The sequence below is a fragment of the Saccharibacillus deserti genome, assembly GCF_013618475.1.
Taxonomy (GTDB): Bacteria; Bacillota; Bacilli; order Paenibacillales; family Paenibacillaceae; genus Saccharibacillus; species Saccharibacillus deserti.
The window spans coordinates 1-14,881 of the sequence record NZ_JABJVN010000005.1; the positions used below are offsets into that span (position 1 = coordinate 1).

At 48.2% G+C, this 14,881-nt stretch carries 20 protein-coding genes; 18 read left to right on the forward strand and 2 right to left on the reverse strand.

The features are described from left to right. The first annotated feature begins 720 nt into the window (after positions 1-720). The 18 genes from HOP44_RS13645 to HOP44_RS13730 all read left to right on the forward strand — a co-directional run bounded on the left by HOP44_RS13645 (position 721) and on the right by HOP44_RS13730 (position 12,673). Positions 721-1,143: a GNAT family N-acetyltransferase gene (locus tag HOP44_RS13645; protein ID WP_246369815.1), complete on the forward strand. Its 423-nt coding sequence runs from the start codon at positions 721-723 to the stop codon at positions 1,141-1,143. Positions 1,144-1,345: 202 nt separating this feature from the next. After that, positions 1,346-1,747, forward strand: a complete 402-nt coding sequence (locus HOP44_RS13650) for an NUDIX hydrolase (protein WP_172254258.1) — start codon at positions 1,346-1,348, stop codon at positions 1,745-1,747. Between the two features lie 251 nt (positions 1,748-1,998). Further along, complete coding sequence (locus tag HOP44_RS13655) at positions 1,999-2,715, forward strand: class I SAM-dependent methyltransferase (protein WP_172254260.1); 717 nt, start codon at positions 1,999-2,001, stop codon at positions 2,713-2,715. Between the two features lie 417 nt (positions 2,716-3,132). Next, positions 3,133-3,669: a GNAT family N-acetyltransferase gene (locus HOP44_RS13660; RefSeq protein WP_172254261.1), complete on the forward strand. Its 537-nt coding sequence runs from the start codon at positions 3,133-3,135 to the stop codon at positions 3,667-3,669. Between the two features lie 215 nt (positions 3,670-3,884). Further along, positions 3,885-4,799 (forward strand): phosphotransferase, encoded by a 915-nt coding sequence (locus HOP44_RS13665; RefSeq protein WP_172254262.1) that lies wholly within the window; start codon positions 3,885-3,887, stop codon positions 4,797-4,799. Positions 4,800-4,870: 71 nt separating this feature from the next. Continuing rightward, positions 4,871-5,203, forward strand: a complete 333-nt coding sequence (locus HOP44_RS13670; RefSeq protein ID WP_172254263.1) for a hypothetical protein — start codon at positions 4,871-4,873, stop codon at positions 5,201-5,203. A gap of 72 nt (positions 5,204-5,275) precedes the next feature. Then, complete coding sequence (locus tag HOP44_RS13675) at positions 5,276-6,427, forward strand: hypothetical protein (protein WP_172254264.1); 1,152 nt, start codon at positions 5,276-5,278, stop codon at positions 6,425-6,427. Further along, complete coding sequence (locus HOP44_RS13680; RefSeq protein WP_172254265.1) at positions 6,424-7,149, forward strand: hypothetical protein; 726 nt, start codon at positions 6,424-6,426, stop codon at positions 7,147-7,149. The genes HOP44_RS13675 and HOP44_RS13680 overlap by 4 nt, the downstream gene beginning before the upstream one ends. Before the next feature lie 409 nt (positions 7,150-7,558). Continuing rightward, a complete protein-coding gene (locus HOP44_RS13685; RefSeq protein WP_172254266.1) occupies positions 7,559-8,506 on the forward strand; it encodes an RCC1 domain-containing protein in 948 nt (315 codons plus the stop codon). Continuing rightward, entirely contained in the window at positions 8,503-9,063 is a 561-nt protein-coding gene (locus tag HOP44_RS13690) for a dihydrofolate reductase family protein (protein ID WP_172254267.1), read from the forward strand. Before HOP44_RS13685 ends, HOP44_RS13690 begins: the two co-directional genes overlap by 4 nt. A 32-nt stretch (positions 9,064-9,095) precedes the next feature. Continuing rightward, positions 9,096-9,314: a hypothetical protein gene (locus HOP44_RS13695; protein WP_172254268.1), complete on the forward strand. Its 219-nt coding sequence runs from the start codon at positions 9,096-9,098 to the stop codon at positions 9,312-9,314. 70 nt (positions 9,315-9,384) lie between these two features. Next, entirely contained in the window at positions 9,385-10,062 is a 678-nt protein-coding gene (locus HOP44_RS13700; protein ID WP_172254269.1) for a GNAT family N-acetyltransferase, read from the forward strand. A gap of 19 nt (positions 10,063-10,081) precedes the next feature. Continuing rightward, positions 10,082-10,432 carry a hypothetical protein gene (locus tag HOP44_RS13705; RefSeq protein ID WP_172254271.1) on the forward strand — a complete coding sequence of 117 codons (351 nt, stop codon included), beginning with the start codon at positions 10,082-10,084 and terminating at the stop codon, positions 10,430-10,432. A gap of 27 nt (positions 10,433-10,459) precedes the next feature. Further along, positions 10,460-10,747, forward strand: coding sequence for a phosphotransferase-like protein (locus HOP44_RS13710; RefSeq protein WP_246369834.1), 288 nt, complete (start codon positions 10,460-10,462; stop codon positions 10,745-10,747). A 58-nt stretch (positions 10,748-10,805) separates the two neighbouring features. Beyond that, positions 10,806-11,477, forward strand: coding sequence for a hypothetical protein (locus HOP44_RS13715; protein WP_172254273.1), 672 nt, complete (start codon positions 10,806-10,808; stop codon positions 11,475-11,477). Between the two features lie 5 nt (positions 11,478-11,482). Continuing rightward, entirely contained in the window at positions 11,483-12,004 is a 522-nt protein-coding gene (locus tag HOP44_RS13720) for an AAA family ATPase (protein WP_246369835.1), read from the forward strand. A gap of 49 nt (positions 12,005-12,053) precedes the next feature. Further along, positions 12,054-12,362, forward strand: coding sequence for a hypothetical protein (locus HOP44_RS13725; RefSeq protein ID WP_172254277.1), 309 nt, complete (start codon positions 12,054-12,056; stop codon positions 12,360-12,362). Positions 12,363-12,442: 80 nt separating this feature from the next. Beyond that, the gene (locus tag HOP44_RS13730; protein WP_172254279.1) at positions 12,443-12,673 is read left to right on the forward strand and encodes a hypothetical protein; all 231 of its coding nucleotides are present in this window, start codon (positions 12,443-12,445) and stop codon (positions 12,671-12,673) included. A gap of 12 nt (positions 12,674-12,685) precedes the next feature. Here the strand turns inward: HOP44_RS13730 and HOP44_RS13735 are convergent, their stop codons facing one another. Then, positions 12,686-13,018: a hypothetical protein gene (locus tag HOP44_RS13735; RefSeq protein WP_172254281.1), complete on the reverse strand. Its 333-nt coding sequence runs from the start codon at positions 13,016-13,018 to the stop codon at positions 12,686-12,688. Between the two features lie 357 nt (positions 13,019-13,375). Next, entirely contained in the window at positions 13,376-14,707 is a 1,332-nt protein-coding gene (locus HOP44_RS13740) for an alpha/beta hydrolase family protein (protein ID WP_172254283.1), read from the reverse strand. Positions 14,708-14,881: the final 174 nt, after the last annotated feature.

Consider the following 14,881-nt stretch of genomic DNA (forward strand, 5'->3'; position numbering starts at 1 on the left):
TCAGAAGAAATTCAAAAAGAAAACTATTTAAGGATTAATAACACGTATTTGAGTGCCGAAGAAGTTGCAAAGCAAATAAAAGTCAATTTCAATTTGTAAACAACTTCATGTAAGTAATTCGAAGAAGCTGCTGACATCCTATAACATAATATTCATGCTGCGGACATTCGTCCTTGGTCCGGCATACGCCGGACACCCAACATTCGTTGGGTCGTGAATACAGGAACGTTATATGCAACCTGAAAGAATGGGAAACCATAAGGGAAAGAATAGAATCACAAGGCGCCGAGTTCCCTATCGGCGTTTTTTGTTTAGGGTAAAGAGCATTTAAAAATCAAAGGAATTAACAGATATAAGAACGATTAAGAAATGAGGCCCATGCTCGAAATATGAAGCATAGAATCGCTTCAGATCAGACAAATGAAAAAGAGAGTTTGGAAAGGATTTTAAAATCAAAGAGGACTATAAAAGATTGAAAAAGAGGTAAAAAATGATTGTAGAAAGATAGGAAGAAAGCATAGAATTAGAGAAGGAAACGACCAAATAAGATTAAGAGAATTTGGAAGGGCACAGGCAGCATATAACATAATATTCACGCTGCGGACATACGTCCTGGGTCCGGCATACGCCGGACACTCGACATGCGTCGAGTCGTGAATACAGGAACGTTATAGGAAATTCGGGCAAAACATATAAACATTAAAAATAGGATGTGATTTGTTGAACAAGTATAAAATTCGTGAAATGAACCTGAATGATTATTTGAAAGTTTTTGATCTTTGGTCAAATACAGAGGGCATGGGATTAAGTGATTCTGATTCTGAGGAATCAATTTCTAAATTCTTGAAAAGAAATGACGGACATAGTTTTGTATGTACGGACGCAGAAGAAATCATTGGTACAATTTTGTGTGGTCATGATGGAAGAAGAGGTTTTCTCTATCATGTAGCAGTTTCAAAAGAATATAGAAAAAACGGAATAGGAAAAAGACTAGTTGAAAGTGCTTTGGACTCCTTAAAGAAATCAGGAATTATTAAATGTCACTTAATGGTTCTCGGAAACAATAAAATAGGCAATCAATATTGGAATAATGCAGGATGGATTAAAAGAGATGATATTCTGATTTTTTCAAAGGACACATAACGAACACCATAATCATCAAACAAAATTTAGCAATATCGAAGAAGGCCCGAACATCCTATAACATAATATTCACGCTGCGGACATTCGTCCTTGGCCTGGCATTCGCCAGGCACTCAGCATACGCTGATTCGTGAATACAGGAACGTTATCTGAAAGATGCAAAACCTAAGAAAATCATTCAAATCTTAGGGGAGGAATTCAAATGAAATTTATCGTTTCTGCAAGTGTAATTGTTCTCAACGAAAACAATGAAATTTTATTAATGAAAGGTCGGAGAGGCTGGGAAATGCCTCAAGGTTGTATTGAAGAAAAAGAGACAATCAGACAGGCAGCGATTCGAGAAGTAAAAGAAGAAACAGGGATCGATATTGAATTAATTAAATTTTGTGGGTTATATCAAAATATCACGCGCGGTGTATGTAACAATATATTTACTGGAAAACCGATTGGTGGGGCTTTAACTACCAGTGATGAAAGTGAAGAAATAGGATATTTCACTTTAGAAGAAGCCCGAAAAATGATAACATGGGGAAATTTTAATGACAGAATTCAAAAAGCATTGAATGAAAAGAGTCATCCTTTTTTAATTGAATTTTCTGAATAAAGCATCGAATAAGAAGAGCTTAAATACTGCAGGAATTTCCAAAGAACAGGAACGTTATAGGAAACACCTTAAATCCAGAGGAAGTACATTTTTAAGCTTAATACAACATGAAAAGATTTGAAATAAATGAAGAGGAAAGGTAATTAATTTCTAAGCAATGGTTAGGGAACATATGTTTTACCGCCTAATTTATGAATGGAAGAATGCCTTCTGTTAGGGACGGTAATTATTTTTAGAAAGCAGGTAAATACATGATTCCATTGGTATATGATCAAATTAATAGCTGGGGCAAAGATGATGAATTCTTTTTAGCATTATTAAAAAAAATTAACGTTAAGAGTATAGCAGATTTGGGTTGCGGCACAGGAAGATTAACAATCCATTTTGCAAAAGCAGGTCATGAGGTTACAGCTATTGACCCAAATGAAGAAGCAATTGAATATGCCAAAGTCAAAGAGTCTTATGGAGACGTAAAATGGATGATTGGTGATAGTACAAAATTGCGAACAAATGCCTTTGAAGCAATCATTATGACAGCGAATGTTGCACAAGTATTTCTTACGGAAGAAAGTTGGAGAAATGTCGTTGCTGATGCGTATCGAGCTCTAAAACCCGGCGGACACTTTATCTTTGATACACGCAATCCATTGGCTAAAGCATGGGAACAATGGATTACGGATACAACACCTGATGTTGCAAAAAACTTGTTGACCGGAGAGAAGCTGGAGATTTGGACGCAATATGAGGGGTTTGTGAACGATGTTTATACGTTTTATGAAACGGTAAAAAAAGCAGACACGGGGGAAGTAATCATTCGTGAAAAAATGGAATTGAAATTTAGAACACAAGAAACAATCCATGATTCCTTAAAACAAGCAAGCTTTTCACAAGTTCAAGTTTATGGAGATTGGGAGTTTGAACAAGCAACTTCAAAAGCGAAATCTTTTATTTTTCATGCTATAAAATAAAAGAATCAAATTCGGAATCGCACAAAAAAGCTGAGGAGGAAAGAGATTGTAACTAGAACTCTTTTCTGCTTCTTTGTTCATATATTTATAAGTTGAGAACTTGATTGAACCGATGAAAAAAGATTTGAAAACCTGGAATGGCAATAAGTTAAAGAAGTAGAGTCGGAAGATTTTTAAAATCGGATAAAGCTCAAAAGAAAAGCGAAAATCGATAAAAATCAAGAATATTTGAAGAACAAAAATCAGATGAAAGAAGAAAGATAAAGAGTGATGTAAAGGCGTGACCAAAGAAGAAAGGTGCATCCGATAACCTAATATTCACGCTGCGGGCATATGCCCTTGGCCTGGCATACGCTGAGTTGTGAATACAGGAACGCGATCTGAAAGAATTGAAAGTGAAAAAGAAGGGACAAAATTATGAAGCTTATCTTAGACAAATGGAATTCCCAAAGGCTTGTGATGTCCAATTTAAAAGAAGATGAAATTCCACGGGTACAAGATATTTATGAAACAAGTAAGTATATGAACCAGTGGGATGGCCAAAGTTACAACCCGCAGCATATAAAAGATTGTTTCTTTAAAGGAAACCTACCTCCGAGTGGTAAATTAGAAAATTATAGAATACAAACTATTCGAAATAAAGAAGATCAAAAAATAATAGGAATATTAAGTGTATATCATGGTTATCCGTCTACAGATTCTATGTATCTTGAATTTTTGTACATAGATAAAGATATTCAAAAACAAGGATTTGGACAAGAAGTCATCAATCAATTTATAGAAGTAACAGCGTCTTTAGGTTATAAAGAGATTCGGATCAACGTAGCCGTGAAAAATTGGCCGGCTTTAAAGTTTTGGATTAAATCGGGGTTTAATCATGCAAGCGGAATTTATGGTGATCATGAATTTTCAGAAACGACTTATGCGAATTTAGAATTAATAAAGGCATTGTGAGTAATTCAGGATGATAGATTCCTTTAGATAACATAATATTCACGCGGCGGACATTCGCCCTTGGCCCGGCCACCCAACATGCGTCGGGACGTGAATACAGGAACGTCATCGGAAATCACCACAAAACCTAACTGTGTTCGCCCAACAACGGGCAGTTAGGCGTAACTTTCGAGGAATGTAAACGTCTAAGCAAGGAGCGAGGAGGCAGACCTTTCATGGGAGCAGCAAATGTATGGGATGCGGAGTGGGAGGTTAGCGAAGATCTGGCGCGGACGCTGATCGGCAGACAATTCCCTCAGCTGTCAGCGAAGCCCGTGAAGCGATTGGGCTGGGGCTGGGACAATACGGTTTTTCTCATCGGTGACGAGTACATGTTCCGGTTTCCAAGAAGAACGGCTGCCGTTGGCCCGATTCGGACGGAAGGGAAGCTGCTGCCGAAGCTGGAGCCCTATATGACCATCCCTTATCCAAAACCGTTGTTTTACGGCGAAGCCAGTGACGAATACCCGGCACCCTTTCTCGGCTATGCCTACGTGCCTGGAGATTTCCCTATCGGTTTGACGGAAGAACGACGCGCTTTATCGGCAGAAAAGCTGGCGGCATTTTTGCGGAGATTGCATGAGTTTCCGGTGCAGACGGCGCTGGAGTGCGGAGTTCAGCAGGATCATCGAAACTTGACGGACATCGCAGCGCGCAAAGTGAAATTGGAAGGTTTTCTATCAAAAGTGGCTGAACACTTGTCGCCGAAGGAGTCCGGCGTGATCGAAGCGTATATGGGCAGGCTGCAAACGGACCGGGTCGAGGCGGTGAATGTACTGCTGCATGGCGACCTTCATTTCAAAAATATGCTTGTGGATGAGAACGGAATCGTTTCCGGCATCATTGATTGGGGCGATCTGAACGTAGGCCATCCGGCTTGCGATTTGAGCGCTGCTTACAGCTTTTTGCCCCCTTACGCTCGCGGCGTGTTTTTCGAAACGTACGGAGGAGCGAACGAGGAAACGAAGCTGCTGGCGCGGCTGATCGCGGTATACATCCCCGTACTGATCTTGATGCAAGCGATCGATGACGGGAATGAAGCGATTGCGGCAGAGGCGAAATCCAACATCATGCGAGCACTGACGGATTAGACTTAGACAGCAAACGACTCAGCCTAGGTTAAGAGTTATCTAAGGTTGGGTCGTTTCGTGAATAGAGGAGAATGGTAAGGGCAAATCATAAGTATCCCGAGAATTACTTTGAACACTACATTGTTAGTTTTTCAGGCATAGGTTATGCACCAAATGAAGATGGATTTGAAAAGCTGGCAAAGTTCTACCTCGATATGGAAGGGCTCGACGAATTCTCCAACCTAATAAAAGAGATACAGATGGTAAAAGAAAACAACGATTGGTCCTACTTTGAGAGTATAGCTAAAGATTTTGAACTAGAAGGCTTAGATCTTGTTAAGTTAAAAGAAATGGCCGAGGTCGCTATACAGGCTGCGTATAACATCCGCAAAGAGCCTCCCTTTTCTAAAAGGAAGGCTTTTTAGGTTCGTCGCTATCTTAATAGTTTAAAATGATTGGAATTGGAAAAATATTCAGTAAAAAAAGGAGGGGTTCGTTTGAGCAGGGGAGAGTCGAAAAAATGGAAAAAGTGGCCGTTGGCTGCCTTTGTGCTTTTAGTGGCGGGAGGCGGGGCTTATGCGCTGCCGAATGTATTTGCCAATGAAGCAGACGGACAGACGATCCCATCGGTTCGGCAAACCGCGACTGTCAGCGCCGGGAGTAAAGGAGCTTTGATACAGAGCGAATCTGTAGGCGCGGCCTCGGCAGCAAGCGTGCAGGCGAAAGTTGTTGCGCCCGTTATCGCGGCCGATCCGAAGCGGACTTCAATCACGGCTTCTCGCAAGGCTTTGATCAAGCTGGGGATGATGAACTTGAGCACGGGGGCGGCTTCCGATTTTTATTCATCGGAGAACGCGCTTCGGAAGCTGCATCTAGCCCGGAATCAGGCCAATAAGGTCACTTTCGACCCGAAAGCTTCTGCAGATCAGATATTCTATGCTTCGCGCAAGCTGGAAAAAGCCATTGATCTCTATAACGCCAGCGCGGTCAGCAGTGCGGATGTTCTCGGTAAAATATTGAAGTACGAGAAAGCTGCCGTACGCAACGGCGAAAATGAACATTCACTGAATGAGATTGAACTATTGGCGTTAAAAGGAATCAAAGAAGCGCAGGCCAAGCTGGCAGCCGACTCGACAGAGGCGGGTGTACAGGCCGCTTACAAGCACTTTTTATCCAGCAATGCGGATGTTAATGATCTGAGACCGTTTGACCGGGCGGACAATGTCTCTTTTCTGCAGCGTTACAAAGAGAATTACGCCGCTGAAATAGCCGGTGCGGGATCACGCGCAAAAGAGGCGGTGCTTCAGCGAAAAGCCTACGAGAATGCCGCAAAGGCGATGCAGTCCGCGATTGACGCCAAATCGGGTAAAAATGAGCTGACCGTCGCTGGAGCGAGCGTCATAAACACCTACTCGGCTTTTCTGGAAGGAATGCGTCTATCGGATGCCCTGAATCAAGCCCGCCCGCTGCTGCATTCGCCGGTAGGCAAGGAAGAAGGACAATATACGGCTTCTTCGATCGGCACGCTAAGATCCGCGATTAACCAAGCGGAGTCCTCGCTGAAACAATCGGAAATGCGGGAAGAATTGGCCGATGCCCAGAAAAGATTGGCCGTCTCGGTCCGAGCATTTAAAGCAAGCCGAAAATGAAGAAAAAACAGGATAATAGAGAAATCCTCTATGTGAGCGGCAGCGAAATCGACCAACACTGCTTTTATTCCTATGGGATTGAATTTTTTGAATTTATGTCTTGTGTGGAGCCTAGACCGGCAAACCTGATTTTGCTCAAGCATAAGTTTGAAGACGGGAAGCGAAATCCGAACTGCGGATTTGATTACGTTATCTCTTCAGAAATAGACGAATTAATTGAGGATGACGTCTATGGGTACGGAGATTTTTGCTGGGTCGATGTTGAGCAAGAAGAAGATCTCGATCGGCTGACTGAACCGCAAATCGCCGAACTGCTGTTCTTTGGTCATCTTGCCAAGCCATTAAACGAGATACCCAAGGCGAGATTTGCTTATTACGCACACGATGACGGATGGTTTAATAAACTCTATGTCACCTATCTGGAGGATTACGAAAGGATGTTATCCGCAGTCCTTGTATTCAAACTCCGGGAATGGACGAGAAGATCGATTAGGGCTATCCCACGACATATCTCGCGCGTTCTATTGGAAGCGACTCAAGAAGGTTTATTTATCGATTTATCGAAGATCCAAAAAGGGAAAGATGAAATTCGGATCCCTTTTACGGCAGTCGGACATTATAGAGATATGGACAGCGTTTACGGGTTGAAGGATGAAATCACGGACTATCCGATTAGGTTGGTTTATTCGAAACAGTCGTGGAAGCTTATTCGAGAGAGTTGAGCCTAGGACCGCAAAAGGGTTAAATTTATGAAAAACAAAAGAACTGATTCCTCATGCGTTTATCTATATATCCGTATTCCAAGGAGGCGCTGAATGAAAGCTTTTTTAAGATCGAAATCGTTTTGGATTCCGACGGTGTTATGTTCGCTGCTTTTTCTTTTTAATATGTCCACGACCAATGAGTCTCCTGTTCTGACGGCAGGTGTTATCCTGATTTTAAGTATCGGATTCGCGGGTTTTCTTTTTGGCGGCATCCTGTATGTACTCATTCACAAAATAAAATCCGTAACAGGATCATAAGCTTGATTATGGCAAATCGAATGATCGCGTTGAATAGATGTACGGAAATTCAAGACGAGAACGGTTAGGCCAATCAAAGTTTCATAAACCGACCAAAAGGAGCCTGGTCATGCGACATCTTCCGTCTATCCCGTCATCTTCGCCGCCTGTTTTGCCTGTTCAGTATTCGATCGCTGCCGCCCGCCGTCACAGCGCCGTTCTTGCCGCCGACGGAACCGTGCTCGCCGTAGGCGACAACCGGCAGGGCGAATGCGAGGTCGGCGGCTGGCGGGATATGGTCGCCGTTGCTGCCGGCAATGTGCATCTGGCGTCGAATACGGGAAGCTCGCATACAGTCGGCTTGAGGTCGGACGGAACGGTGGCCGCCGCCGGCTGGAATCGGCAGGGACAATGCAAAGTCGGCGGTTGGCAGGAAATTGTAGCGATCGCCGCCGGATGGCGCCGCACCGTCGGATTGACGGCGCAGGGCACCGTCGCTGCGGTCGGCCGGAATAACGAAGGTCAATGCGAAGTCGGCGCTTGGCGCGATATGATCGCGATTGCCGCAGGCGACTGGCATACGCTCGGCCTTCAATCGGACGGCACCGTGAAGAGCACTGGCAATCGTCGTTACGGCCTGGCAGACTCCGAAGGATGGCATGACATCACGGCGATTGCGGCGGGCTATCTGCACAGCGTGGGATTGAAAGCAGACGGAACGGCGGCAGCGGCGGGTTCGAACCGACATCGCCAATGCGACGTTGCGGCGTGGCAGGATCTGGCAGCCGTCTCGGCGGGCAGCTACCATACGGTCGGCCTGAAAAAAGACGGAACGGTGATCGCGGCAGGTTCAAACGAATACGGGCAGTGCGATGTCAGCGGTTGGCACAGCATGATCGCCGTCGCCGCAGGCTGCGTCCATACGATCGGACTGCGTGCCGACGGCACGCTGGCGGCTGTGGGCGGTAACGATTCGAGGCAGTGCGACGTGAGTGAGTGGAACGACTTAAGATCGAGCAGATCCAGCGCTGAAGCCAAACCGGATACTCCCATCCCGAAAGGATCGTGCAGACCATGACCAAAGTGATTTTCGGCATGACGATGTCGCTCGACGGATTCATTAACGATGCGGACGGCAGGATCTCGATCCTGTACCCCGATCATCAAGAATTCGGAAAGTCCGAGATTATGCAGGAAGCGATTCGCGATACCGGAGCGGTCGTGATGGGGCGTCGGACCTTCGAATTGGCAGGCGATCCTGACCATTACGCGATCGACTACGAGTTTCAGGTGCCGATTTTTGTCGTAACGCATCAACCTCCCGCCAAAAAGCCGAAGGAAAACGAGCGGCTCAGCTTTACGTTCGTGGATGACATCGAAGAAGCGATCCAGATGGCGAAGCAGGCGGCTGAAGGGCGGGACGTTGCCGTAGTCGGCGGAGCGAGCATCGGTCGGCAGTTATTAAGAGCGGGGCTTGTGGACGAGCTGCAGGTCGGGATCATGCCGATGCTGTTGGGAAGAGGGCAGCGTTTATTCGAAGAACTTGAAGAACTGCCGATGACGCTGACGAAAACGAGATTGATCGAAACGGGAGCGCGTACGGATCTGTTTTTTGCGGTCGGCCCTCATGATTAGAACTTACAAATTAACGAATAGAGGGTGAAGCCATGCAAAACAATAAAATGAGAGTGGGAATCACCTTGCTTGCCGGAATCTTACTTATTGTTTCTGCAGGAGCGATCTTTTACGTGCTGACGCAGGACAAAAACAGTATGGACTTGGGGCTGCTGATAGGTCTACATTCATTATCTTTGTTCATTACGGCCGGGAATCTTTTTGTGCTGGCCTTGAGAAAGAGAGCCGACCGAAAAGCAGCGGCAAAGTAAAGAAATCCGACAAACCGACTGTAACGAAATGCGATTACCGAACGTTATCTAGTACGGGGGTGAAGAGTTGTTGAGCGATAATGAGTGGATGCGAATTCAGGCGGAGACGTTGTATGTGCTGGACGGCCATAAGATCCTCGGCATTAATGAACCCGGACCCCAGCCGAGCGCGCCGCTTCTATTCGTGGGCAGGACTCGAACAGCCGCATACCGTTACTTTCGTGCAGATCTGCCTCAAGCCTTAATCGAAGAAATTCACCGGTTGACCCGGGAAGACTTGAATATCGTCCAGCTGTGCCGAGCGTTACGTACCTACCAAGAGGTCACCCAGATATGGATAGGTCCGGCGTACAGCATTCCGCAGCTCGCTCTTCCCGCGGAGGACAGCGGCGTCTGTCTGATCGGGGACTCCAACCGGCATGTGCTGGATCGGTTTTTCCGCAGCGTCAATGAACAATACGCCTATCGAAGTCCTGTCGTCGCCGTGGTAGATCAAGGTCATGCCGTTTCGGTCTGCTGCAGTGCGAGAAAATCAAACCGGGCGATCGAAGCCAGCTTGTATACGGTCGAAGCGTACAGAGGAAAAGGCCTGGCCGGACGACTGCTTCCATTGTGGAGCGCACAGGTCCGGCAGCTCGGGTATCATCCTCTCTACAGCGCGTCTTGGGACAATTTGCATTCTCAAAGAGTCGCGCAGCGGCTGGGGATGGTTCAATACGGAGTAGACCTCAGTCTAAGTGCCGAATAAGAGCCAGCAGAATGCGGAGGTGAGTCCACTGGCGATTTCGGCCAAACGCAAGCGTAAGATTGTCGTCAACAACCACGGGTTTTACTGGTATGTCGGCAAAGACCCCTGGGACAAGAAATTTGCGAAAGCGCTGCATATCGTATCGCCGAACCGGGATTTTGCCGCTCTTTACCGCCTGAATCCAATCACGGAAGGAAGTCTGTGTCCGAAGCTGCAGGTAATCCGGAGCCGCTGGATCCAGCCGGGCTTCTATCCGTTGAACGAAGAGGTTCATGAAGAGGCCGTGACGCCCGAATGCGTAAGGCAGATCCTCGCGTTCTGTCTGGCAGGTGGGGAAACGGAGCGTTCCGAAGATGAAGAGCGATCGTGAGTTCCGGCGGCAATTTAATGAGTGAGGATGATGATGGTGAAGCCGGGAACGATCCTATTTTTGAACGGTACTTCAAGCGCAGGCAAAACCAGTATTGCCAAGGAGCTGCTGAAGCAGTCCGAGATTCCTTTTCATCACGTTTCCGTCGACGACTTTTTCCATAATTACAATGAGTTCGTCGACAACAACTATCCGGATCTTGAGCCGAAGCGGGAAGTGGGGCAGGATCGGGTGGCACAGATCATTTTTGATCCGATCATTTCGCTGTGTTATTCGACGGTCAAGTTGCCCGGAAAAATCCAGCTAGGACCTTGACCAAGATAAAAGTAAGGTTTACGGACCAGGATCCATTTTCTTAAAAGGAGTATTCATTATGCCTCTGCCTATGGTTCATCTGGGAGTCGCGGACCGTTATTTCGAAGGCGGCCGCATTCCGGATGCTTTTGTACTTGGAAGTATTGCGCCGGACGCGATTCATAGGAGAGCGGGGAGCGGCCGGGAAGACAAACTGCGGACCCACTTCGGCGGCAAGGAGACGACGCCCGGGCAGTTGGAGCCGTATTACGCACCGTGGATCGGCCGATATCCCGAAGAAGATTGGAAGCGGTACGTCCAGGGTTATTTTGCCCATGTGCTGACCGACTATTTGTGGGGAATCCGCGTCTACGCCGATTTCAAGCGCCAAGTCCGGCAGGATGAAGTTCCCGAAGCCGAGATCAAGCAGAGATATTACGTGGACACGGACGGGATCGACTTCCGGCTCTACGAGACGGCGCCGTGGCAGGAACAGGTTTGGGAGAGCCTTCTGCGGGTGCCTGCCTATGCGATGGACCCCTTGCTGACCGAACGGGAAGTGGACGAATGGAGGCTGCGCACTCTTCGCTGGTTCGAAGAACCTGCCCACAAGCCGGACGTGCCGCCGCGGTTCATTACGCCCGGCATCGTCGACGACTTTATCCGGCAAACGGGCGACGAGGTTCGTTCCCTGCTGGGCGAATGGGAGAAACGGCTGACGATTCCGGCCAGTTCGGAGGGACCCTTTTGATTGTCATGATCAATGGAGCTTTCGGCTCCGGCAAGACGTCGGCGGCCCATAGGCTGCAGTCTTCGATTCCCGACAGTATGATTTTTGATCCCGAGGAAGTCGGCTATATGCTGAGAAACATCATTCCGGAAGAGATCAGGCTCGAAGAAGAACAAACAGACGATTTCCAGGACCTGGAGTTGTGGCGGATTCTTGTGGTCAAGACTGCCGAAGAATTGAAGCGCAGATACAATAAATCGCTGATCGTGCCTATGACCCTCTACAAAGCGGAGCCTTTCGATTGCATTTTTGGCGGCTTAAAAAGACTGGATCCGGCATTTTTTCATTTTTGCCTGATCGCTTCCGAGGCGACCCTCCGAAAACGGGTGGAAAGCCGGGGAGATCTTTTCGGGGAGTGGTATCAAGAACATACCCGCAGAGCGGTGTCCGCTTTTAGCGAGAACAAATTCCAAGAGCAGATCCTGACCGATCACCGTGAGCCGTCCGAGATTGCGGGAATCATTCTGGACAGGATTTATAATCTTTGATCTTTTTTAAAGGATGATTCGAATAGAAGAGAAAGGGAAGAGAACTCTATTGGTAAAGTGGTTTTTGTCGGGACTGGCGTTGTCGGCACTATCTTTGCTCGTGGCTTTACTGCTGAAAATGCCGGAAATATTAGTTTTTTTCACCATGATGGTCGGAATCTTCGCGGTAGCCGTGGCTGTTCATCTTCACGTGACGCTGCGCTGGTTCTACCGGTATAACCAATTCAGATCCAACCATGAAGGAGCCGACTATCGCGAGAAACATCGATTGAAATACAAGTTGGCCGCTTTTGCACTGCCGAATCTGGCGGTCGGGGGCATCGCGAACGAAATGTATCAGCTTTGGGCCTGGATGTAAGCCGAGCACAGATCCCTAAGAAAAGGGTGGGAGCCATTGAAGAATCTTTCTATAGGGTTATCCATCGTTGAGGCCGTTATATGATCCTGGCTTCGGCGACCGAAGACCAATACGATTTGTACAGCCAAGAAGCGGATATCATTCTGGATGCAGTAAATGGATACAGCAAACAGCCGGACCTAAGTTATGTATTCAATGAGCAGAGTATGGCTATTATTGACGAGAAGAAAGGCCTTATCGAAGTCAAACCCCTTATAAAAGCCAGCTCAAGCGAAAGCGAGATCATACGCACTAAGAGGCTGCTGGATTGAACGGCGCCTGAGTCAACGTGCCGCCGCTTCCCTGCTCATTTTGAGAAAAGCATACGCACAGGCCAATGAAAACAAAATCAAAAACCCTTTAAAAGGCAGACCCTGCGCTTCCAGGTAAAAGGCATTGACCACATTCAGGCAGGATACGACAAAGCCCGTGATCGCCAGAAGTGTACGTGTGCGGGAAGCTTGAATCGAATCGTAAATCAGCACGCAGAGTACATAGACGACCAAGCTGAATCCGGCCCAGGAAAAGTGCGAGAACAAGCCAAACAAAGCGATGAGCATAACCCAGACAACAAGGGCGATAAGCGGGGCAAGAAGTTTTCGTTTAGGAATGTGCATGTGTGATCAACTCCCATTCCATTTATTCCAATTGTATCGACTAACAAACCTTTTTTCTATATCCAATCCGACTTGGGAGGACTGTTCATGCAGCTTTTTTCGTTACAACTGAGTGATTAGGGAGCAATGGTAGGAATGGTGCGAAGAGGTATCGGCGGAAGAACTGCTGCGCCCCCGAATCGGAAGCGAAGGCAGTCTGCTGCAGACGCTGTTCCATATCTTGGACGTGGAATGGAGCCGGATCCGTATGCTGTAGGGCAAGCCGGACTTCCAGGAGAACTTCGAAGAATACCGGATGCTCGAACGGGTCCAAGAATTGGGTCGCAGATTTCGGCCGGCAGCCGATTCCGCCAAGCTTCAGGGAAAGCGGATAAATTTCACTTCCGGGAATCGGCTGTCGGGTTTTCCCGTCAGAACGCCGTCTTTCTTTTTGAGGTGTTGGTCGAAAAAGTCCAGCATATAGGCATTGACTACGGCATCGGCTCGTTCGGGCGATATTTTTCCGGTGAGGCCCAAGCGGGCGAACAGCGGGGAAAGGAATTGGGCGTCGGTAAAGTTCAGATGTTCGGTATTTTCGATATACAGCGCCTGTCCCCCCGCTTCAACCGCTTCCTGCATCCGCTTGAGCTCCAGCCGCTTGTCTTGCGCAGCGGCTTCTTCCCATTCCCGCGTCGAACCCATGCTTTCAATCTCTTCATCCGTGTAGGGACGCTGTTCCAGCACCCGACGCAGTTTCCCGAAATAGCTGCCTGAGGTAATAAACAAGAACGGTTTCCGTAGTTCTCCCCGCTCGCGCAGACGATACAGCCCGCCATCCAGATCGATGCCGGCCGCGATTCGGGGATCGAACGAAGCGTCATAAGCGGCGGCTCCGCCGATCGAATGACCGAATATCCCGATATGGCCGAGGTCCAATTTGCCCTGCAGGTCGCTCGGGATCTGCCCGGATTGCATCTGTTCGAACTGGTCCAGTACAAACGCGACGTCGTCGGTCAATAAGCGGCCCAGCCGATCGCGCTGCACGCTTCCCGTGCGATAATCGTCGTCGGGCGAGAACAGGCTGTCGGCTGCGGCGGTTGTGATCTTCCCGTCGGGAAATTCGGTGGCGAAAGTATTGTAGGTATGGTCGATCACCGCTACGATATACCCGCGGGCGGCGAGGTATTCGGCCTGCGACGTATGGAAGAACCTCGAAGAAGCATTGCCGGGATTCGCGAGAATCAGCGGATAGGCCTGCCGCGCCGAAGAAACGGCGGCCTGTGGATACGCATGGGCGGACACCTTCTCCAGATAGTCAAAAGTAAATTCGGGCAGTCCGTACTGCGCAGCCATATACGGCAGGATCCGGGGGTCCGGAATCCAGGCGGCGGGTTTTCCGGTGCCGGCTTGAGCCGGGTACCAGATCTGGACCATCAAAGCCCGGTGCCCTTGAACGGGCCCGTCGAACGTTTCTTGCCGATCCGTATCCACGAGATACAGCGCCTGTGTGCCTACCGGATAATCGCCTTGCGGCTCGGGCAGCTTGAATACGGGAAAAGCATACAGCAGGCCGACCGTTCCGGCCAGCGCGAGCCCCATACCGGCATAGGCGCATCTTCGCAGCAGCCGGTACCGTTCTTTTTTGCAGGCAAGCGCGGTAACCAGCAGGATCAGCACAACCGCGGCTCCCACCAAGGCAATTCCTCTCATCCTCGACTCCTCCTGTTCGCTCGGGTAGATGCTTCGATCTTACCTCGCAAAGGACGCGTCATCCATCGATTTTCCTTACAGCCGGCTTTCCGGTTCGTCACCTGAATCCGGCAGCCTCCGAGGGTCCGCCGCTTCGGTTGACCGTCCATTTGAAAGGGAACCGCTTGCGGTTAT

Bases quoted from the DNA above. Each gene is read 5' to 3' on its own strand.
- HOP44_RS13650 (WP_172254258.1), top strand. From the start codon at position 1,346: ATGAAATTTATCGTTTCTGCAAGTGTAATTGTTCTCAACGAAAACAAT.
- HOP44_RS13655 (WP_172254260.1), top strand. From the start codon at position 1,999: ATGATTCCATTGGTATATGATCAAATTAATAGCTGGGGCAAAGATGAT.
- HOP44_RS13660 (WP_172254261.1), top strand. From the start codon at position 3,133: ATGAAGCTTATCTTAGACAAATGGAATTCCCAAAGGCTTGTGATGTCC.
- HOP44_RS13665 (WP_172254262.1), top strand. From the start codon at position 3,885: ATGGGAGCAGCAAATGTATGGGATGCGGAGTGGGAGGTTAGCGAAGAT.
- HOP44_RS13670 (WP_172254263.1), top strand. From the start codon at position 4,871: ATGGTAAGGGCAAATCATAAGTATCCCGAGAATTACTTTGAACACTAC.
- HOP44_RS13680 (WP_172254265.1), top strand. From the start codon at position 6,424: ATGAAGAAAAAACAGGATAATAGAGAAATCCTCTATGTGAGCGGCAGC.
- HOP44_RS13685 (WP_172254266.1), top strand. From the start codon at position 7,559: ATGCGACATCTTCCGTCTATCCCGTCATCTTCGCCGCCTGTTTTGCCT.
- HOP44_RS13690 (WP_172254267.1), top strand. From the start codon at position 8,503: ATGACCAAAGTGATTTTCGGCATGACGATGTCGCTCGACGGATTCATT.
- HOP44_RS13695 (WP_172254268.1), top strand. From the start codon at position 9,096: ATGCAAAACAATAAAATGAGAGTGGGAATCACCTTGCTTGCCGGAATC.
- HOP44_RS13710 (WP_246369834.1), top strand. From the start codon at position 10,460: ATGATGATGGTGAAGCCGGGAACGATCCTATTTTTGAACGGTACTTCA.
- HOP44_RS13715 (WP_172254273.1), top strand. From the start codon at position 10,806: ATGCCTCTGCCTATGGTTCATCTGGGAGTCGCGGACCGTTATTTCGAA.
- HOP44_RS13720 (WP_246369835.1), top strand. From the start codon at position 11,483: ATGATCAATGGAGCTTTCGGCTCCGGCAAGACGTCGGCGGCCCATAGG.
- HOP44_RS13730 (WP_172254279.1), top strand. From the start codon at position 12,443: ATGATCCTGGCTTCGGCGACCGAAGACCAATACGATTTGTACAGCCAA.
- HOP44_RS13735 (WP_172254281.1), bottom strand. From the start codon at position 13,018: ATGCACATTCCTAAACGAAAACTTCTTGCCCCGCTTATCGCCCTTGTT.
- HOP44_RS13740 (WP_172254283.1), bottom strand. From the start codon at position 14,707: ATGAGAGGAATTGCCTTGGTGGGAGCCGCGGTTGTGCTGATCCTGCTG.